Source organism: Acinetobacter sp. 25-47-130, assembly GCF_056779705.1.
Map to the genome: position 1 here is coordinate 61,684 of NZ_JBWYII010000009.1, position 19,202 is coordinate 80,885.

The 19,202-nt window shown below is 35.0% G+C and carries 18 protein-coding genes, 2 tRNA genes and 1 pseudogene; 17 read left to right on the plus strand and 4 right to left on the minus strand.

The genetic code is table 11. The features are described from left to right. From AC1M83_RS10975 to AC1M83_RS11035, 13 genes and pseudogenes are all read left to right on the plus strand, one after another. Nucleotides 1–1,227 carry an oligosaccharide flippase family protein gene (locus AC1M83_RS10975; protein WP_481590675.1) on the plus strand — a complete coding sequence of 409 codons (1,227 nt, stop codon included), beginning with the start codon at nucleotides 1–3 and terminating at the stop codon, nucleotides 1,225–1,227. Next, nucleotides 1,224–1,703, plus strand: a complete 480-nt coding sequence (locus AC1M83_RS10980; RefSeq protein ID WP_481590676.1) for a serine O-acetyltransferase — start codon at nucleotides 1,224–1,226, stop codon at nucleotides 1,701–1,703. The genes AC1M83_RS10975 and AC1M83_RS10980 overlap by 4 nt, the downstream gene beginning before the upstream one ends. Beyond that, nucleotides 1,700–2,698: an ATP-grasp domain-containing protein gene (locus tag AC1M83_RS10985; RefSeq protein WP_481590677.1), complete on the plus strand. Its 999-nt coding sequence runs from the start codon at nucleotides 1,700–1,702 to the stop codon at nucleotides 2,696–2,698. Before AC1M83_RS10980 ends, AC1M83_RS10985 begins: the two co-directional genes overlap by 4 nt. 2 nt (nucleotides 2,699–2,700) lie before the next feature. Continuing rightward, on the plus strand, nucleotides 2,701–3,825 hold the full coding sequence (locus AC1M83_RS10990) for a glycosyltransferase family 4 protein (protein WP_481590678.1): 1,125 nt from the start codon (nucleotides 2,701–2,703) through the stop codon (nucleotides 3,823–3,825). Further along, entirely contained in the window at nucleotides 3,826–4,953 is a 1,128-nt protein-coding gene (locus AC1M83_RS10995; protein ID WP_481590679.1) for a hypothetical protein, read from the plus strand. 2 nt (nucleotides 4,954–4,955) lie between these two features. Beyond that, complete coding sequence (locus AC1M83_RS11000) at nucleotides 4,956–6,095, plus strand: glycosyltransferase family 4 protein (RefSeq protein ID WP_481590680.1); 1,140 nt, start codon at nucleotides 4,956–4,958, stop codon at nucleotides 6,093–6,095. Between the two features lie 21 nt (nucleotides 6,096–6,116). Then, complete coding sequence (locus AC1M83_RS11005) at nucleotides 6,117–7,139, plus strand: NAD-dependent epimerase (protein ID WP_481590681.1); 1,023 nt, start codon at nucleotides 6,117–6,119, stop codon at nucleotides 7,137–7,139. A gap of 75 nt (nucleotides 7,140–7,214) precedes the next feature. After that, nucleotides 7,215–7,835, plus strand: a complete 621-nt coding sequence (locus tag AC1M83_RS11010; protein WP_481590682.1) for a sugar transferase — start codon at nucleotides 7,215–7,217, stop codon at nucleotides 7,833–7,835. A 25-nt stretch (nucleotides 7,836–7,860) separates the two neighbouring features. After that, entirely contained in the window at nucleotides 7,861–8,736 is an 876-nt protein-coding gene (galU, locus tag AC1M83_RS11015) for a UTP--glucose-1-phosphate uridylyltransferase GalU (RefSeq protein ID WP_481590683.1), read from the plus strand. 11 nt (nucleotides 8,737–8,747) lie between these two features. Next, nucleotides 8,748–10,004, plus strand: coding sequence for a nucleotide sugar dehydrogenase (locus tag AC1M83_RS11020; RefSeq protein WP_481590684.1), 1,257 nt, complete (start codon nucleotides 8,748–8,750; stop codon nucleotides 10,002–10,004). Next, nucleotides 10,004–11,677, plus strand: a complete 1,674-nt coding sequence (gene pgi, locus AC1M83_RS11025; RefSeq protein WP_481590685.1) for a glucose-6-phosphate isomerase — start codon at nucleotides 10,004–10,006, stop codon at nucleotides 11,675–11,677. Before AC1M83_RS11020 ends, pgi begins: the two co-directional genes overlap by 1 nt. Beyond that, nucleotides 11,670–12,682: pseudogene (galE, locus tag AC1M83_RS11030) on the plus strand (UDP-glucose 4-epimerase GalE). The gene pgi and the pseudogene galE overlap by 8 nt, the downstream one beginning before the upstream one ends. Nucleotides 12,683–12,815: 133 nt before the next feature. Beyond that, nucleotides 12,816–13,985, plus strand: coding sequence for a nucleotide sugar dehydrogenase (locus AC1M83_RS11035; protein ID WP_481590686.1), 1,170 nt, complete (start codon nucleotides 12,816–12,818; stop codon nucleotides 13,983–13,985). A gap of 574 nt (nucleotides 13,986–14,559) precedes the next feature. Here the strand turns inward: AC1M83_RS11035 and AC1M83_RS11040 are convergent. From AC1M83_RS11040 to AC1M83_RS11055, 4 genes are all read right to left on the minus strand, one after another. Further along, nucleotides 14,560–14,661, minus strand: a complete 102-nt coding sequence (locus tag AC1M83_RS11040) for a hypothetical protein (RefSeq protein ID WP_481590712.1) — start codon at nucleotides 14,659–14,661, stop codon at nucleotides 14,560–14,562. A gap of 213 nt (nucleotides 14,662–14,874) precedes the next feature. Further along, complete coding sequence (locus AC1M83_RS11045; protein WP_481590687.1) at nucleotides 14,875–16,245, minus strand: phosphohexomutase domain-containing protein; 1,371 nt, start codon at nucleotides 16,243–16,245, stop codon at nucleotides 14,875–14,877. Nucleotides 16,246–16,516: 271 nt separating this feature from the next. Beyond that, nucleotides 16,517–16,592 (minus strand) — tRNA-Gly (locus AC1M83_RS11050). A gap of 47 nt (nucleotides 16,593–16,639) precedes the next feature. Further along, nucleotides 16,640–16,712 (minus strand) — tRNA-Gly (locus AC1M83_RS11055). A gap of 227 nt (nucleotides 16,713–16,939) precedes the next feature. On the opposite strand from AC1M83_RS11055, the gene AC1M83_RS11060 reads away from it, so the two are divergent. The 4 genes from AC1M83_RS11060 (at nucleotide 16,940) to AC1M83_RS11075 (ending at nucleotide 19,008) form a co-directional block, all read left to right on the plus strand. After that, entirely contained in the window at nucleotides 16,940–17,248 is a 309-nt protein-coding gene (locus AC1M83_RS11060) for a BolA family protein (protein WP_481590688.1), read from the plus strand. Between the two features lie 26 nt (nucleotides 17,249–17,274). Beyond that, nucleotides 17,275–17,667, plus strand: coding sequence for a SirB2 family protein (locus AC1M83_RS11065; RefSeq protein WP_180028969.1), 393 nt, complete (start codon nucleotides 17,275–17,277; stop codon nucleotides 17,665–17,667). Between the two features lie 79 nt (nucleotides 17,668–17,746). Further along, a complete protein-coding gene (locus tag AC1M83_RS11070; RefSeq protein ID WP_481590713.1) occupies nucleotides 17,747–18,583 on the plus strand; it encodes a ParA family protein in 837 nt (278 codons plus the stop codon). 35 nt (nucleotides 18,584–18,618) lie between these two features. Then, nucleotides 18,619–19,008 (plus strand): hypothetical protein, encoded by a 390-nt coding sequence (locus AC1M83_RS11075; protein WP_481590714.1) that lies wholly within the window; start codon nucleotides 18,619–18,621, stop codon nucleotides 19,006–19,008. Nucleotides 19,009–19,202 lie beyond the last annotated feature (194 nt).

Genomic DNA, 19,202 nt, shown 5'->3' on the forward strand with positions numbered 1-19,202 from the left:
ATGTTAAATAACATATCATCTATAAAAAATTTTATATATATGTTTTTAGCAAAAGGTATAGATCTTTTTATGCCCTTAATTATTATACCGATTCTTGTGGCTAGAATTGGTATGGAAAATTACGGCATTATTGCAATGTCGCTATCGTTGGCATTATTTGTATCCACAATTGTTCAATATGGATTTAATTATACTGGCACAAGAGAGATATCTCGTAGTATTAAAGAAAATAAAAAGAATATAGGTTTGATTTCTAGTAAATATTTGGTGTCAAATCATATAATTGGTTTATTTTGTTTGATTTTATTGACTCTATTGTTGTGTGTATTAGGTATCGAATATGAATTAAAATTTGTTTATTTTTTCTCTCTTCTTTATGGGGTTTTTTATGGGTTGAATCCTATATGGTTTTTTCAGGGCTTTGAAAGTTTTAAGATTATTGCTATAATAAATAGTTTTTTTAAAGTTTTATATATGGTGGGTATATACTTATTCGTAACTGATAAATCGCCCTTATATTTGATAAGCTTTATAAATTTTTTATCAATTTTTTTTGTTTACCTAATTAATATGGCCATAATTTTTTTATGGTATAGGGTTGAATTTATATTATTGAATTTTTGTGAATATGTGTCGGTTTTAAAAGATGACATTTATATTTTTTTAAATCAATTAATTCCAAATTTATACAATAGTTTTTCTATTTTTTATCTAGGTATGGTTACAAATAGTATGTATGCTGGCATAGTGAGTGCAAGTGTAACTATGGTTGAAATAGTAATAACTATTTTTAGGATACTAACAAATGTATTTTATCCAGTTTTAGTTAAAGAAAGATTGTTATTTATTAAATTTTCTAATTCAGTTATTTTAATTTCTTTGTTTACAACTTTTATTTTTTATATTTTTTCTCCGGAAATAATAAAATTTTTATTTGAGAAAAATTTAGAAGATATTGTTTTGTATACACGAATTTTGTGTTTAAGTATTGTTTTTGCAGTTTTTTATATAATATATGGAATAATCTTTAACTCTTTATATAATATTGAGTATAGGATGACAAGGTATGTTATCTTTATTTCGTGTCTTGCTGCTTTAGTAACATTTGTTGCAACACCTAAATTTGGTGCTTGGGTTGTAATATTAGTAATATTCTTTTCAAGATTTTTATTTGGTTTAATATCTTATATTTTATATCTTAAACAAAAAAAGGCAAGCCATATATGATAGATAGGGAAAACTCTTTTGATACAAAGTTTGTGCTTAGTTTATATAGGATTGGTAGATACTTGAAATTTAACGCTAGTTTTTTTTCAAAGCCCATTTATTACTTAATTTTAATTTTATATAAATTTATGCAAATTTTGTATGGGTGCTCTGTTCCATTTAATGCCAAAATTGGTAAAGGGGTATGCTTTAAGCATGGATTACATGGTGTATTTATTTCTGATAAAGCTATTATTGGTGATAATGTTATTATTATGCATCAAGTTACGATAGGTTCAAATTTTACTAGTTCAAAAAAAATAACAGCGCCTAAAATAGGTAATAACGTTTTTATAGGGCCAGGTGCAAAAATTATTGGTGATGTTTTTGTAAGTGATAATTCAAAGATTGGTGCAAATGCACTTATTGTTGATATGATTTGTAACGGTGTATACGTTACACAGAAAAGTCATTGTATAAAAGAGGTATCTAAGTGAAAGTTTATATAGTTACATGGCCAAATGGATATTTTGGTAATTCAGATAAAAGTTGGAAAAGTTTAAATACTCAAACTATAGCGAATAGTATTGATTATTCAGTTTACATTGTGAGTATTAATGAAATATTAGATATAAAGTTTGATAAACATGATGTTGTCATACTAAATTGTGCTCTAGATGAAAGCATGAGAAAATATATTAAAAGTATTGCTTACTTCCTAGATAAAAAATGCCATATTATTCCATCATACGATCTTATACTTGCGTATGAGGATAAGGGAGTACAAGAGCTAATAAAGTCCGAAAAAAATATAGGGAACTTGGTGGGTCATTATTTTTTTGATATAGATGATTCAAATCTTGAATATCCTAAAGTATTAAAAACTATATCAGGAGCAGGTAGCAATGGAGTATATCTGGTAAAAAATGATAGAGACTTAAATAGTATACGTAGAAAATACTTTAGTAATGATGTAAAGAGGAAGTTGATTAAAGCTCAACGTAAACTTAAATTAAGTAAGGATCAATATAAAATCTATGATTATAGATTTAAAGGCTTTAATAATTTTGTAGAGCAAAAATTTATTCCTAACTTAGATAGTGATTATAAGGTTTTAGTTTTTGGTGATAGATATTTTGTTTTAAAGCGTTCTGTTAGAAAAAATGATTTTAGAGCAAGTGGTAGTGGATTATTTGAATTTGTAGAAGCACCAATTGATGTATTGGAATTTGCATTAGATATTCATAAAAAATTACCTAACCCAGTTTTATCATTAGATATAGCTAAGTCTGAATCAGGATGTCACCTGATTGAATTTCAAGCTACTAACTTCGGACCTTATACTTTGTTGAATGCGCCATACAGATATATTTTTACTGAAAAAAAAGACAGATGGCACAAAGAAGAGAACTGTAAAAATTTAGAGTTAAATTTTGCATATGCAATTAATTGGTATATAAAGAATTTGAACATATTAAAGGTTTATAACTAACTATGAAAGTTATCCATATTATTACAGGATTAGAAAATGGTGGGGCTGAAGGAGTTCTTTATAGATTGGTAACTCAAGATACTACTAATCATCATATTGTAATTTCTTTAACTGATATGGGTAAATATGGAAATTTATTATCTTCTTCAAAAATAAAAGTGTATTGTATTAATATGAAAAAGAGAGGCATGCTCTTATGTCTCTATAGTTTGTATAGAATAATAAAAGAAATACAGCCCAATGTTGTACAAACTTGGATGTATCATGCTGATCTAATAGGGGGGATAGTTGCTAGAATAGCAGGTGTAAAGAAAATTTATTGGAATATCCGTCACAGTACTATAGATTCTGGACACACTAGAAAGTCAACGGTACTAATAGCCAAATTAAATGCTTATCTAAGTTACATTATTCCTAATAAGATTATTTGTTGTGCTTACTCTGCTTTGGAGGTACATAGTAATTTAGGTTACAAATCTAATATTATGAAAGTTATTCCTAATGGATATGACTTTAGTCAATTTAATATTGATCAAGATTATCGAAATAAGTTTAGACAAGAGATAGGTGTCGATAGTAATGTTTTTTTAATAGGTATGGTGGCAAGATTTAATCCTCAGAAAGATCATAAAAACTTACTTGAAGCATTTGAAGCCTTCTCCAAAGATAAAGTTAAAGGGAATATTAAATTAATTTTGGTTGGTGATGGTATAAATCAAGAGAATAAGGTATTAGTAAATTTAATAAATAAATTAGATTTAGTTGAAGATGTTATATTATTAGGTCCAAGAAATGACATTAACCGTGTTATGAATGGGCTTGATATTCATGTTCTGAGTTCCTACGCTGGAGAGGGGTTCCCAAATGTAGTAGCTGAGGCCATGGCATGTGGTACGCCATGTATAGTAACGGATGTGGGTGATTCGAAGCTTATAGTTGACAAATGTGGGTGGATAATACCACCTAGTTCTAGTCAGGCATTATTTAATGCTATGAAGTGTGCTTTGCTTGAGTTTGATGATTGTAAAGCGTGGGAAATTAAAAAAAATAAAAATAGTGAATTTGTAAAATCAAAATTCAGTATTGATGAAATAGTCAGTTTTTACAATTCGGAATGGGTTGAATAAGTGAATATTTTTTCTTTAAAATTTCGAGAAATTAATTTTTCTTTTATTATTTTTATTTTTTTTATAAGTTTGCAAAGTTATTATTTTTATAGTGTCGGAGTCTCTTTATTCTGTTATTTGGGTGCGTTGTTTTTTATATTTAAAAATTGTATTAATAATTCGGTTGTATTAAAAATTGATTATATATACATAATATCATCTTTGTCTTTTTTGGCTCTTATTTTAATAATTTATCCTTTGGATCAAGCTAAAACAATTATTGGTATTATTTTTTGTTTAATTTTTATGTTTTTCTTTTTGGTTGATCTTAGGTTAAATTTAGATAAGATATATAAATCTATATTATTTGTGGTGCTTTTTCATACTCTTGTATATACTTTTCAGGCATTATATTGGTTTGTAACAAAAGATTATATTGACTTACTGTTCCCAATAACAGGTGAGCATCAGAGATATATTTCTGAAAAGGCAATTAATTTTGGCGGGATTGTGATTCCAAGATTTACTGGGTTATTTAATGAACCTGGAACTTATTCTACGGTTATGATGGTTTTGATTTCATGTCTTTTTGTTATTGAGAAGAAAATTAATATTATAATATTATTTTCTTTAATAACAATTATGCTCAGTATGAGTTTGTATGGTTTTGTTTTTGTTTTTGGTTTAGTTTTGTTTTATATGGTTTCATCTTTTAATTTGAAAAGTATGGTCATATTATCTTTAATTTTTTCTCCACTAATTTTGTACATATACCCATTTATAGAGCAAAGACTCACATCTAGTAATTCTGGTTTTGAAGATAGAGCTTCTTCTATTCAAAATATTCTATCGGATTATTATGGTTCTAGCAATGGATTAATTTTTGGGGGTTTTTATAATAACTCTTTAGCCTCTAAAGATTTTATAGTTTTAAATGATTTATCTTTGTTTGTTTGGTTGCTTTATGGGTTTGGAGTCTTTGGACTTATTTTTATTTTTATTTACTTTGTTATTCCGATTATTTTTTCCAGAAAAATTGATTTATTGATTTTGGTTATATTGGTATTATTGTCAAAATTAAAGTTTACTTATCCTTTAATTTGGATTTTTCTATCATTAATTTATGTAAAAAGCACACAAAGGAGTTGATTTTGAGATTTGCTATTATATCTAATGATATTTTTACAGTTATTAATTTTAGATTGGATTTAATTAAGTCTATCAAGTGTAAAGGATATGAAGTTTATATTCTCGCACCAAATTTGGAAGAGCATCCTAACATTGTTCAACAATTAGAAAATAATGGGTTTATAGTGCATTCTATTTATATGGATAGAGCAGGAACAAGCCCAATTAATGATTTTAAAACTATAGTGAGTATTTATGGGAAACTAAAAAAAATTAATCCTGATATAGTTTTTAATTATACTATTAAACCTGTGATTTATGGAACTATAGCGGCTTATTTATGTGGTATATCAAGAATTTATTCTCTCATTTGTGGGCTTGGAAATAGCTTTCAAGAGGGTGAAAAGGCAAATAAATCCATTGTTTCCCTGATTTTAAAAAAATTATATAGATTTTCCTTAGATAAGTGTGATTGTGTCTTTTTTCAAAATAAAGATGATTTAAATCTTTTAAACCATTTCAATATTTTAAAGGATGTAAACAAAGGTGTGATTGTAAATGGTTCAGGAATTGACTTAAAAAAATTTGAATATGAAGATATAAAGATAGGGATAGAAGGTAAGCCTGCTCAAAGTTTCGTCATGGTTGCAAGATTGCTGAAGTATAAGGGGGTAATAGAGTATGTAGAGGCAGCAAAATTTCTTAAGGAGAAATATCCATTTGCAGAATTTCATCTAGTAGGGGATATAGATCAAAATCCTGCTTCTATTACAAAAGATGAACTTAGTGAATGGGAAAATAGTGATTTCATCCATTGCTGGGGAAGATTAAGTGATGTTCGTCCAGCATTACAACAAGCGAATATATTTGTGTTACCATCTTATTATAGAGAAGGCATCCCTAGATCTATCTTAGAAGCAATGTCAATGGGGAAAGCTATTATTACTACTGATAATGTTGGATGTCGAGAAACTGTTGAAAATTGGAAAAATGGTCTATTAGTTGAAGTCAAAAGTGTTAATTCACTTATTAATGCTATGGAAACACTAATTAAGAATCCTTTGTTAATCCAAGAAATGTCTACTTACTCTAGAAAATTAGCTGAGCAAAAGTTTGATGTACATAAGGTTAATGAGTCCATGCTTTCTCATATGTCAATTTGAATGTAATCTGAGTCTACGTTTATGAAAGTTTTAGTTACTGGTGCAGCAGGTTTTATTGGGTTTCATGTCTCAAAGAAACTACTTGAGCGAGGTGATGAAGTTGTTGGTATCGATAATATAAATGATTACTATGATACTAATTTGAAAGATGCACGCGTCAAGAATTTGATTGATTTTTCTGGAAAATTAAAAAGAAAATTTATATTTTATAAAAATAATATTGCTGACCAAAAAATAATTAATGATATATTTGAAAAACATAAATTTGACAGAGTTATTCATCTGGCTGCTCAAGCAGGTGTGAGATATTCCTTGGAAAATCCACATAGTTATGTAGAAAGTAATATTGTAGGTTTTACTAATATTATTGAGGCATGTCGATATAATCAAACCCCTCACTTAACTTATGCTAGCACGAGTAGCGTATATGGTGGAAATACTAAAATGCCTTTTCAGGAGCGCCATGGAGTTGACCATCCATTGCAGTTCTATGCGGCAACTAAACGAGCTAATGAACTCATAGCTCATAGCTATAGTCATTTATTTAATTTACCAACTACAGGATTGCGTTTTTTCACTGTCTATGGTCCATGGGGGCGCCCCGATATGGCACTTTTTAAGTTTACCAAAAATATCTTAGAAGGAAAGCCTATCCCAGTTTTTAATCATGGTAATCATTCTCGTGATTTCACTTATATCGATGATATTGTAGAGGGAGTTATTCGCTCCAGTGATCAAATAGCTCAACCTGATGCTACGTGGAACGGTGATAGACCAAATCCTCATACAAGTAATGCACCTTATCGTATCTTTAACATTGGTAATAACAAACCAGTAAAATTAATTGCATATATTAATGCAATTGAAAAAGCATTAAATTTAAAAGCAGATATGGAGTTATTACCATTACAACCTGGTGATGTACCTGACACTTTTGCAGATAGTTCTGAACTTATTAAGCAAGTGGGTTATACGCCCAATACTTCTGTAGAAGTAGGTGTTAGTAACTTCGTAAAATGGTACAGAGAATTTTATAAAGTTTAATTTTTAATAGTGACCAGTTAATCAAAAGAATATTTTTTACATACTTCGTAGAAAATATTCTTTAAAAGGTGAAAAATGAAACGCTTAATTGATATTCTTATTGCCATCGTTGCTTTAATAATACTATCACCGATATTTCTTTTGGTTTGCTATAAAGTTAAAAAGCATTTAGGTTCTCCAATTTTTTTCTATCAGGATCGACCAGGGAAAGATGCAAAGATTTTTAGGATGATTAAATTTCGCTCTATGAAAGATGCTGTTGATAAAAATGGTAATCTTCTCCCAGATGCAAAACGGATCACACCTTTTGGACATAAGCTGCGTTCCACAAGCTTAGATGAAATGCCTCAACTTATTAATGTGTTGAAGGGCGACATGAGTATTGTGGGGCCACGACCTCAAATGAAAGAATTTTTAGACCATTATACGCCTGAACAAATGCGTCGACATGAAGTAAAGCCTGGAATGACAGGTTTAGCGCAGGTGAGTGGACGTAACAATCTTTCTTGGGAAGAAAAATTTGAACTAGATGTTCAATATGTAGAAACTCAATCTCTTTGGCTTGATTTTAAAATTATGTTTAAAACGATTAAGGTCATGCTCACTAAAGAGGGAATTAATGCGCCAGATCAAGAGGTAGGCGCTGCTCGTTTTTCAAGTCAAGACTCTTCAAATATCAAAACTGGTTCCAAGTAAAATTTAATTTATTAGTGTACATTATATGATCAAAAAAGCCATTCTCCCTGTTGCAGGTCTAGGTACCCGTTTTTTACCTGCAAGTAAGTCTATCCCAAAAGAAATGGTCACTGTTGTTGATCGTCCTGCCATTGCGTATGTGGTGCGTGAGGCCGTTGCTGCGGGTATTGAACAAATTATTTTAGTGACACATTCTTCCAAAGCTTCGATTGAAAACTATTTTGATCGTAACTTTGAGTTGGAAACGACTTTAGAATCGAAGAAGAAATTTGATTTACTCAAAGAAATTACCGAAATTTTACCGTCTCATGTGAGCGTGATTAGTGTACGCCAACCGCAACCATTAGGTTTAGGTCATGCTGTACTCTGTGCAAAAGCGGTTGTAGGTGAAGATGATTTTGCAGTTCTTTTACCGGATGTTCTTGTTAAAGACTCATCAGAACGCAATGATTTAAGTTTGATGATTCAACGCTTTGATGAGACTCAAGCATCACAAATTATGGTCGAAGCTGTGCCTGATCATATGGTTGATCAATATGGGATTGTCGATGTTGCATCTACACCTGCAGAAGGTCAAAGCATCCAAATGCAAGGCATTGTAGAAAAGCCAGTGGTTGGTACTGCACCATCAAATCTTTCTGTGGTTGGTCGTTATATTTTGCCTGCGAAAATTATGCAATTACTTGAGCAAACTCCAAAGGGTGCGGGCAATGAAATCCAACTGACCGATGCGATTGCAATGCTACAACAAACAGATACGGTTGAAGCCTATCGTATGAAAGGTCAAACTTTTGATTGTGGTAGTAAGTTAGGATATTTAAAAGCAGTGCTGCATTATGGAGTAGATCATCCAAAATTAGGTCAGGAATTTAAGGAACTGATCAAAGACCTAAAACTATAAAAGAGACAGATATGAAAGTTGCAGTATTTGGACAGACTCTGTATGCAGGTGTTTTTGCAGGGTTAATGGCTGAAAGTGGTCATCAGGTCTTTTGGTGTGATGTCTTAAAAAAAACAGCGTCAGAGCAGGCCTATAGCCAAGATGAAGCGGTTAAGCGTTTGCTTGAGCAACAGCAAGCCAATGGTTTTTTAAAATACTGCAACTTTTCCCATATTCCTTTAGATATCGATGCTTATTTTTTTAGTTTTAATCCCACTGAAGAGATTCAAGCAATAGAGATCTTAAAAGAATTAAAATCTCGACCAATAATTCATCCTAAACTGATGATGAATGCTTCAACTTTAGGATTGCATGGTACTGAAAAATTTGTACGTATTTTATCGGAAGATGATTGGGTTTATCTGCCTGATATTATCCAAGAAGGTAACGCTTTAACTAGCTTGACTCAGACCAAACAGCTCATCGTCGGCACTTCATCTGAACGCGCACAAACCAAAATTAAAGAGCTACTGAGACCATTATTCCCACGGACACAGCAATATCTATTTATGCCTGTATTGGATGCGGAATTTACCAAGTTGAGTATTTCTGGCATGTTGGCGACACGTATTAGTTATATTAATGACTTGGCAGTGGTTGCTGAGAAATTAGGTATTGATATTGAACAAGTGCGTCAAGGCATAGCAGCGGATAGTCGTATTGGCGCATCGTATTTATATCCAGGTGCAGGTTTTGGTGGGGAGAACTTTTCACATGATATTTTGACACTAACTCAAACCGTGTCAGGTGCGGGTGCAAAGAGCCAACTACTGGCACAAGTTTGGGATATTAATGAACAACAAAAAGAAATTTTATTCCGCAAATTGTGGAATTATTTCCATGGGGATTTAAACGGGAAAACAGTGGCCATTTGGGGTGCCGCATTTAAAGAAAATACCGCGCGTATTCAGCAATCTCCGATTCATGTCATGTTAAAAGCGCTTTGGGCACAAGGGGTCACGGTAAAGTTACATGATCCTCAAGCTTTGCCTGAAATTGAAAAAATCTACGGGCATCGTACCGATTTAATCTACTGCACAGACCAATATGATGCAGTCAAGGATGCACATGCACTGTGTTTGCTGACTGCGTGGAAACAATATTGGAGTCCTGATTATCCTGAATTATTAAAAACCATGCACCATCCACTGATTTTGGATGGGCGAAATATTTATGATCCAAGTTATGTGAAAGCGCAAGGATTTGCTTATATGGGGGTAGGTCGCTAATGAGCAGTCATGCAAAACCTTATGCTGTTGAAGATCGTGCGACAGTCATACAACAATTAAACACATTGAAAGCTGAATTTGAGCACTTACATCTAACTGAGTTATTTGCCAAAGATGTCACACGCTTTGAAAAATTTTCTGTGGCTGTTTCACCGATAGTATTTGATTTTAGTAAACATCGTATTCATGCAGAGGTTTTAAGTCGTTTGGTCGCATGGGCAAATGCACAAGAGCTCACGCCTTGGATCAAACGTTTATTCTCTACAGAACAGATCAACTATACGGAAAACCGCGCGGCCATGCATTGGGCGCTACGCTTACCGAAACATGATCAGTCTCATCCTGAATTGGCAAAGCAAGTGCATGTGCAACTGGATCGAATGTATGCCTTGGTCAATAAAATTCATGCAGGTCAATACCGTGGTGCCACCGGTGAAGTGATTCAAGATGTGGTCAACATTGGTGTAGGTGGATCGGACTTAGGGCCACTCATGGTCAGTCATGCACTGTCTGATTTTAAGAAAATCACTGAAAAGCCACTCAATGTGCATTTTGTATCCACAATGGATGGCAGTCAGCTTTCAGATTTATTGCATAAGCTCCGTCCGGAAACGACACTTTTTATTATTTCATCAAAATCGTTTGGGACGATTGATACCTTATCCAATGCACAAACCGTGCGTCTATGGTTGGAAAAAGCTTTAGGTCAGGAAGCGCAAATTTTAAAACACCATTTTATTGGGGTTTCGACCAAACCTGAAAAAATGACCGCTTGGGGAATTGCACCTGAAAATCAACTGCGCCTTTGGGATTGGGTCGGTGGTCGTTACTCTTTATGGTCCTGTATTGGTTTGCCGATTGCCTTAACCGTGGGTGTGGACGGCTTTAAGCAATTGTTGGCAGGGGCGTATGCCATAGATCAGCATTTTCAAACAGCACCTTTTGCTGAAAATCTGCCTGTACTGATGGGTTTACTCGGTGCTTGGAACACGAATTTCTTAGATATTCAAACCCATGCGGTATTGCCTTATGACGGCCGTTTAAAATATTTTGCCTCTTATCTGCAACAATTAGAAATGGAATCGAATGGTAAATCGATTCAAAGAGACGGCAAGAAAGTCGATTTAGACACCTGTCCGATTGTGTGGGGCGAAGTAGGGCCCAATGCCCAGCATGCCTTTTATCAGCTATTGCATCAAGGGACGCAGTCCGTCAGTTGTGATTTTATTGCACCAGTTAAGCGTTATAACGGGCAACAATTTACCTATATCGACAATGCAGATGCGTTAATCGAACAACATCATTTGGCATTATCAAATTGTTTGGCACAGTCTCGCTTACTTGCTTTTGGTAATCAAGTATTGGAGCAACATGAAGTTGCAGATTTACCTGAATATAAACAATATGCAGGCAATCAACCGAGCACCACCATTTTAATGCAAGAGTTGAACCCTTATAGTTTGGGCATGCTGATTGCGATGTATGAGCACAAAGTCTTTGTACAATCGGTGCTTTGGAATATCAACCCATTTGATCAGTGGGGCGTTGAAAAAGGTAAAGAGATTGCCAATCAACTTTTGCCGATTTTAAGTGGTGAACAAACAGATGTGTCTAAGCTTGATGCGTCGACACAAGGTTTAATTCAGATATTAATGGGAAAAGACAATGTCTAAAGTTTTAGTGACGGGTGGTGCAGGGTATATTGGTTCGCATACCTGTGTGGAACTCCTTAATGCAGGACATGAGGTTGTTGTATTGGATAACTTATCCAATAGTTCCCAAGAATCCTTAAATCGTGTACAGCAACTCACTGCAAAATCTTTAGACTTTGTCGAAGGTGATATTCTTGATCAAGCGATTTTGGATCAAATTTTTCAAGATCATCAAATTGATGCGGTGATTCATTTCGCAGGCTTAAAAGCGGTAGGTGAAAGTCAGCAAATTCCACTCAAATATTTTGAAAATAACATTTCAGGCTCGATTAGCTTAGTCAAAGCGATGGAGCGTGCTAACGTATTTAATTTGGTTTTTAGCTCTTCTGCAACGGTTTATGATGAAGCCAACGTCTCTCCACTCAATGAAGAGATGCCGACAGGCATGCCAAGCAATAACTATGGCTATACCAAACTGATTGTTGAGCAGTTATTGCAGAAACTCGCGCAAGCAGATGCATGTTGGTCGATTGCTTTATTGCGTTATTTCAACCCTGTCGGTGCGCACAAAAGTGGTCAAATTGGTGAAGATCCACAAGGCATTCCAAACAACTTAATGCCTTATGTGACCCAAGTGGCTGTGGGTCGTCGTGAAAAATTGTCGATTTTTGGTAATAATTACGACACCGTTGATGGTACTGGGGTGCGTGATTATATCCATGTGGTGGATTTGGCCAATGCCCATTTATGTGCCTTGGAAAATCGCTTAAATGCACAAGGTTGCCGTGCTTGGAAATTGGCACAGGCAATGGCTGTTCAGTGCTAGAAATTAAAAATACCTATGAAAAAGTCAATGGTATTGAGATTCCATTTGAGTTTGCACCGCGTCGTGCAGGGGATGTGGCAACATTATTCGCCGATAATGCACGTGCCGTTGCTGAGCTGGGTTGGCAACCAAAATTTGGCTTAGAAGATATGTTGGCGGATAGTTGGAATTGGCAGAAGATGAATTCAAAAGGTTATTAAAGCTAAGTGTTAAATATAGTTTTAATATTTTGAAATATAATACGAAATCCATAAAACTTGGATCTATATTATTAGTTAGATAAAAGTAGTCTGGATAAGCATTTTATTATTGTTAAAATTTAAGTGGAATGATATGAAAATAGCAGTTGCAGGTACAGGTTATGTTGGTCTTTCAAACGCAATGATTTTCTCACAAAATCATCAAGTTGTTGCGTTAGATATTGTTGAAAGTAAAGTAGAAATGTTGAATAGTAAAAAGTCACCTATTCAGGATGTCGATATATCTAATTTTTTAAAAGAGAAACCTCTTAATTTTCGAGCAACAACGGATAAATTTGAAGCTTATGCAAACGCTGATTTTGTTATTATTGCTACGCCAACAGACTATGATGTTACAACTAACTACTTTAATACAAAAAGTGTCGAAAGTGTAATTTGTGATGTTCTTAATATCAATCCTAAAGCTGTAATGGTTATTAAATCTACTGTTCCTGTAGGATTTACTAAGATAGCTAAAGAAAAATATAATACTGACAATATTATATTTTCACCTGAATTTTTGCGTGAAGGAAAAGCTTTACATGATAACCTTTATCCATCACGTATTATTGTAGGCGAGAAATCAGAAAGGGCAAGGCTCTTTGCTAGTTTATTGATCGAGGGAGCAATAAAAAAAGATACTCCAATACTTTTTACATATTCAACAGAGGCTGAGGCTATTAAGCTTTTTGCGAATACTTTTTTAGCTATGCGTGTTGCTTATTTCAATGAATTGGATACATATGCACAAAGTTTTGGTCTAGATACTCGTCAGATTATTGAAGGTGTTTGTTTGGATCATCGTATCGGTAGTCATTATAATAATCCATCTTTTGGTTATGGAGGATATTGCTTACCAAAAGATACTAAACAATTATTAGCCAATTATAGTCAGGTCCCAAGTAATTTAATTAAGGCAATTGTTGATTCTAATCGGACACGCAAAGATTTTATCGCAGATTCTATTCTAGCAAAGAATCCATCTGTAGTAGGAATCTATCGTTTGGTGATGAAAAGTGGTTCAGATAACTTTAGGGCTTCAGCTATTCAAGGTGTAATGAAGCGCCTCAAAGCAAAAGGTGTAGAAATCATTATTTATGAACCAAATTTGAATGATTCAGAGTTCTTTAAATCAAAAATCATTAATGACTTAAATCGATTTAAGAATATTTCTGATGTAATTATAGCAAACCGTCAATCTTGTGAATTGAGTGATGTAAAAGATAAGGTATATACTCGAGATATTTTTGGGGGAGATGAATAATACTATTATTAATCTTTCTTATGGCTAAGCCTTAATTTATAAACTTTTAGATATAGGCTTATCCATTGTTCAGATTCAAATCCCAAGAGCAACATATTTGCAGTTAGTTGAAAAAGTTAACTTAATTCGTAGAATCATGAGACTTTTTCAACTAGCAATTGGAATGCATACAATAAAAAACATGATAATCTGTAAGTATTCGCTGAACCCTATCCCTATTTTTCAATTCGGTTTGGGGCTCCAGCGATGTAGCAGTAATTTTTCTATTGGGGTCGATTTATGTGTCAGCAATCTTTTCAGCACATCACTTAGATAGGCATACGGATCTAACCGGTAATCCCCCCTTAAAAATAAAAGGCAGTAATTCCTTTACCGATTCCACCGGTCAGTCGATCTCGATCATCTGACCTCTTGCAGAACATTGTTACTTATGCAGTGGAGTCCTGATATGAGCAAGAGCTTTCTTCAGCGGCACAGGTGGTGGAGGTACTTCTTGTCTGATTGGCGTTGAGTGAAGAATGATGGGAAGAAAGTCGCTCTGAAGACTAGGTGAGCTTTTTAGAGCCGGGACCATTTATTTGGACTGGGGAATCCCTTTATGAGCTAGATTTGCATTGACCTGATGCTGCGTTGCCACCTTGGCCACGGATGTATCTGGCTGTTCGCACTGCTGAATAAGCTGATTTTTAAATTTAGCTGTGAAGGTTCGACGAGGCTTTTTTTAGTGTTGGTATACTGTCTATAACTTTTTTAAATCCATAATAGGTGTCCACTTGAATTTTAGTGGACACTATCGTGATATTCATGGGTTGGAAAAGTAGGGTTCAGCAGATGTTTACCATTAAATGAAAAAAATGGAGCGTTACAACGCTCCATTTTTTATGCGGTTTTAAGCCTGAATGAGTTGAGTGAGCTCATCGATATAAGCTTGCATCGGCTTTGGATTTTTGTCTTTACGGCTTTCAATATTTAAACGGAGTAAAGGCTCTGTATTTGAAGCACGTACATTTAAACGCCAAGCACCAAAATCCAGACTGACGCCATCCGTTTCATCAATTTTGGGTTTTTGGTCAGCAAAATGATCAAAGATGTTTTGAATGGTTTCTTTTGTATCGGCAACTTTAAAGTTAATCTCGCCAGAACAAGGGAACTTTTCAATCATTTCCTCAACCAGAGCAGAGAGTGGTTTTGCCGTTTCAGAGACAACTGAGATTGCTAATAACCACGGAATCATACCACTGTCACAATAGGCAAAATCACGGAAGTAGTGATGCGCTGACATTTCACCACCATACACTGCATTGTGTTCACGCATTTTATCTTTAATGAAGGAGTGGCCTGATTTCGATTGCACAGCTTCACCTTGATATTGTTCAACAATATCGAAGGTATTCCACACCAAACGCGGATCATGCACAATTTTTTCGCCTTTTTGTTTCAGTAAAAATGCTTGTGCTAAGAGACCGACAATGTAATACCCCTCAATGAATTGACCTTTTTCATCAAAAAGGAAACAACGGTCAAAGTCACCATCCCACGCGATGCCCATGTCAGCCTGATGTTGAAGTACAGCATCGGAGGTGCTTGCACGGTTTTCAACTAAGATGGGGTTGGGAATACCATTTGGAAAGTTGCCATCCGCTTCATGATGAATTTTGATAAATTCTACTGGAATATTCAGGGTTTTAAATTTTTCTTCGATCGCATCGATCACATGACCTGCTGCACCATTCCCCGCATTGACCACGAGTTTTAGTGGTTTGATTTTAGCAGGGTCAATATAGGTCATCAAATGATCAATAAATTCAGGCAAGATATTATAATGCTGAGTTGTACCTTTGATTTCGACTGCTTTGAACTGATTTTTTTCAGCAAGAAGTTGGATATCTTTTAAACCCGAGTCTGCACCAATCGGACGAGCATTTTCACGTACAAGCTTCATGCCGTTATAGTCCATCGGGTTATGGCTGGCTGTTATTTCGATCCCGCCTTGCACATCAAGATGGAATGCACCGAAATAAACTTCCTCAGTCCCCGTCATACCTAAATCTAAAACATCAATGCCGGCATCATTTAGACCACGAATGGTAGCTTGTTTTAGGTCTTCACTGGTTAAGCGAACATCACATCCAACCACTACTTTTTGAGGTTGATAAATTTCGCCATAAGCACGTCCAACACGGTATGCGATATCTTCATTGAGTTCTGTGCCCAATTTTCCGCGGATATCATAGGCTTTGAAACAGGTTAATTTTTCCATGTTAAGGTTCTAATCTATTGAGCAAATTGATGATGAAAATTATAGCGATTTTATGTAAGTACGGCATGGGTTGAGATGAAAAATTACAATTAAATTCAGTAAATTAATTTACGTTATGATGCTTATTGTTGGTTGTAAATCAAGCAGCGCTCATAAGTGGATGAATTTTTTTTGGAAAAAATGTAGTGAAACTTTATTGGATGTAAAAAATTGAATTTATAAAAATTTAATAATAAAAAAGCCCTGATATTGATCAGGGCTTTTTTGAATCTGGAGCGGGAAAGGAGACTCGAACTCCCGACCCCAACCTTGGCAAGGTTATGCTCTACCAACTGAGCTATTCCCGCGGAGTCTATCAATTTTTTAAGTGAAAAAACTGAATGAAAAAATTTTGAGCGGGAAAGGAGACTCGAACTCCCGACCCCAACCTTGGCAAGGTTATGCTCTACCAACTGAGCTATTCCCGCATGCCGTGTATAATACAGCATGAAAAATCAGGGTCAACAACTTTATAAAAAAATATCGTGTGATTGAATAAAATTAAAGCATTTCAATGTATTTCGCTTAATTTTTGATAGGTCTTAAGCTCAAGATTAAAGCGTAACTCTCCAATGGCGGTGTGTTTTATTTACTTTTTATTCTAAAACTTCACGGTATACTGCTGGCAACCAATGAATGCGAGTGGAATTTAAGCATGACTTTAGAGCAACAATTAATTGAGCGTTTACAGCAATTGTCTCCTGTGCACTTAGAAGTGGTGAATGAGTCATCAGGTCATGGTGGCTATTTCCCTGGTAAAGAATCGCATTTTAAAGTCACTGTTGTGAGTGAAGTGTTTCAAGGCTTACGTTTAGTTCAACGCCATCAAAAAGTATATGCGCTGGCGGGGGACTTATTGAGTCCAGGAAAGATTCATGCTTTGGCGATTCATGCTTATGTGCCAACTGAATGGACTGGTCAAGCGCCAAATAGTCCTGAATGTGCACATGCACCGAAAGCTTAAATTTTAAAAGTAGGAGAGTGGCTGCAATGGATACACACTTAGTCATTAAAATCGTGCATATGTCGAGTTTGCTCTTGTTGATCATTGCTGTATTAGCACGTGCGACAACTTTATATTTTGGCGTCGAAAATCAACAACCCAATCCGAAAGGACGTAAGGCTTATGTTGCGCTTCAACATTTGGCATTTACTTTGGTCATTGGGACAGGCTTGATTTTATTGTTTTTGAATAATTTTCAAGTTCAACCTTGGTTCTATGCCAAAGTGGTCTTGGTGATCGTGATGTTATCTTCATTAATTAAAGCATATCGCCAAGATGCGTCTGTACTGTTAATTCAACGTCGTGCGGGGGTATTGATTAGTTGTGTCGCATTTATGGCCATTATCGGCATTGTGATGATTAAGCCAACTTTCGGTTAATTGTTAGACACAATCGCTTAGGCTCTCACCCCTCTAGGTTAAACTTGATTCATAGAATGAATTGAGCCTAGAGGGAATGATGCGTACACGTGTGGTGTTTAATCAAAAAGGTGGCGTTGGTAAATCCAGTATTACAGTAAACTTGGCTGCACTGAGTGCACATCAGGGTTTTAAGACGCTTGTCATTGACCTCGATCCTCAGGCCAATTCTAGTCAGTATCTATTGGGGGATGATGCGACTTATAATGCCGACAAACCTGCACTAGAACCCAATATTGAAAATTTTTTCGAAGATGTATTGGCGAATCAGTCCAGCAAAGGTTTGATTGGTCAAGCCATTGGAAATTTACTCAAAAATAAAAATAAAGGCTTAGAAGCCTATATACATCAGTCACCATTCCCATCTCTCGATGTTTTGCCTGCAAGTCCCTCGCTTGGTGCTTTAGAGCATAGCCTCGAATCCAAACATAAAATCTATAAGCTACGTGACGCGATTCAGCATCTAGCAGGGACTTATGATCGGATCTATATCGATACACCGCCTGCATTTAATTTTTTTACTTTGTCGGCATTAATTGCAGCAGACCGAGTGTTGATTCCATTCGATTGTGATGTCTTTTCTAAGCGGGCATTAAACACGTTGATCGAAAACATTATAGAAACCCAAGATGATCATAATGATCGATTGGAAATTGAAGGTATCATTGTTAACCAGTTTCAAGCGCAAGCAAAACTTCCTCGTGAAGTGGTACAGCAGCTCAGAGATGAACAACTACCTGTGCTCAATGCGATGTTGCCACCGTCGGTATTGATGAAAGAGTCTCATCATAAAAATATGCCGTTAATCTATTTAAATACAGATCATAAATTGACGCAGGCCTACCAATCATTGTTCAATGAAATCGAGAATAAATAAGATTTGAGAAGAGTATGAACTCACGCGCGATGAAAATGGTCATGCAACTTAGTGCAGTCGGTTCGGTTGCTGTATTGATGACTGCTTGTGCGACGACGGTAAAACCGAGTTATGTTTCTCCGACGCAATATCAAGCATTGAACTGTGTACAACTTGGTGCTGAATTCAATCGTATTCAGCAGTATATCAATAATGGTGTACAACCGCCTAAACGTACAGGTGTTGGCGTTGGTCTAGGTGTTGGTGGTGGCTGGGGCCGTGGCGGTTGGGGCTTTGGTCCTTCAGTTTCCGTCAATATGGGACAGTCATCGAATACCAAAAATACTGAATTGTCGCGATTATATGGTGAGCAAGATGCGATCTCACAAGCGGCAACATTTAAAAATTGTCCTTATGTTCCTAAGCGTCAACAGCAAGCTCAGTAATTTAAAAGGGCTGTTCAAACTGAGCTTGAGCAGCTTTTTTTTAGCAAAATGTTTCAATGTAAATTTATTAAAATCAATATTTTATAAAATTATTAACTGAAAATAGACGCGACATTCATCATTCCTTCACTTTAAAAACTTGTCTTTAAATTCGTTTTTCGTTTAAGGTGTGCCTCCTCTAAATCTCTGATTTT

Excerpts from the sequence above, each read along its gene's own strand:
- AC1M83_RS10975 (WP_481590675.1), top strand. The coding sequence starts at position 1 with ATGTTAAATAACATATCATCTATAAAAAATTTTATATATATGTTTTTA.
- AC1M83_RS10980 (WP_481590676.1), top strand. The coding sequence starts at position 1,224 with ATGATAGATAGGGAAAACTCTTTTGATACAAAGTTTGTGCTTAGTTTA.
- AC1M83_RS10990 (WP_481590678.1), top strand. The coding sequence starts at position 2,701 with ATGAAAGTTATCCATATTATTACAGGATTAGAAAATGGTGGGGCTGAA.
- AC1M83_RS11005 (WP_481590681.1), top strand. The coding sequence starts at position 6,117 with ATGAAAGTTTTAGTTACTGGTGCAGCAGGTTTTATTGGGTTTCATGTC.
- AC1M83_RS11010 (WP_481590682.1), top strand. The coding sequence starts at position 7,215 with ATGAAACGCTTAATTGATATTCTTATTGCCATCGTTGCTTTAATAATA.
- galU (WP_481590683.1), top strand. The coding sequence starts at position 7,861 with ATGATCAAAAAAGCCATTCTCCCTGTTGCAGGTCTAGGTACCCGTTTT.
- AC1M83_RS11020 (WP_481590684.1), top strand. The coding sequence starts at position 8,748 with ATGAAAGTTGCAGTATTTGGACAGACTCTGTATGCAGGTGTTTTTGCA.
- pgi (WP_481590685.1), top strand. The coding sequence starts at position 10,004 with ATGAGCAGTCATGCAAAACCTTATGCTGTTGAAGATCGTGCGACAGTC.
- AC1M83_RS11035 (WP_481590686.1), top strand. The coding sequence starts at position 12,816 with ATGAAAATAGCAGTTGCAGGTACAGGTTATGTTGGTCTTTCAAACGCA.
- AC1M83_RS11045 (WP_481590687.1), bottom strand. The coding sequence starts at position 16,245 with ATGGAAAAATTAACCTGTTTCAAAGCCTATGATATCCGCGGAAAATTG.
- AC1M83_RS11060 (WP_481590688.1), top strand. The coding sequence starts at position 16,940 with ATGACTTTAGAGCAACAATTAATTGAGCGTTTACAGCAATTGTCTCCT.
- AC1M83_RS11065 (WP_180028969.1), top strand. The coding sequence starts at position 17,275 with ATGGATACACACTTAGTCATTAAAATCGTGCATATGTCGAGTTTGCTC.
- AC1M83_RS11070 (WP_481590713.1), top strand. The coding sequence starts at position 17,747 with ATGCGTACACGTGTGGTGTTTAATCAAAAAGGTGGCGTTGGTAAATCC.
- AC1M83_RS11075 (WP_481590714.1), top strand. The coding sequence starts at position 18,619 with ATGGTCATGCAACTTAGTGCAGTCGGTTCGGTTGCTGTATTGATGACT.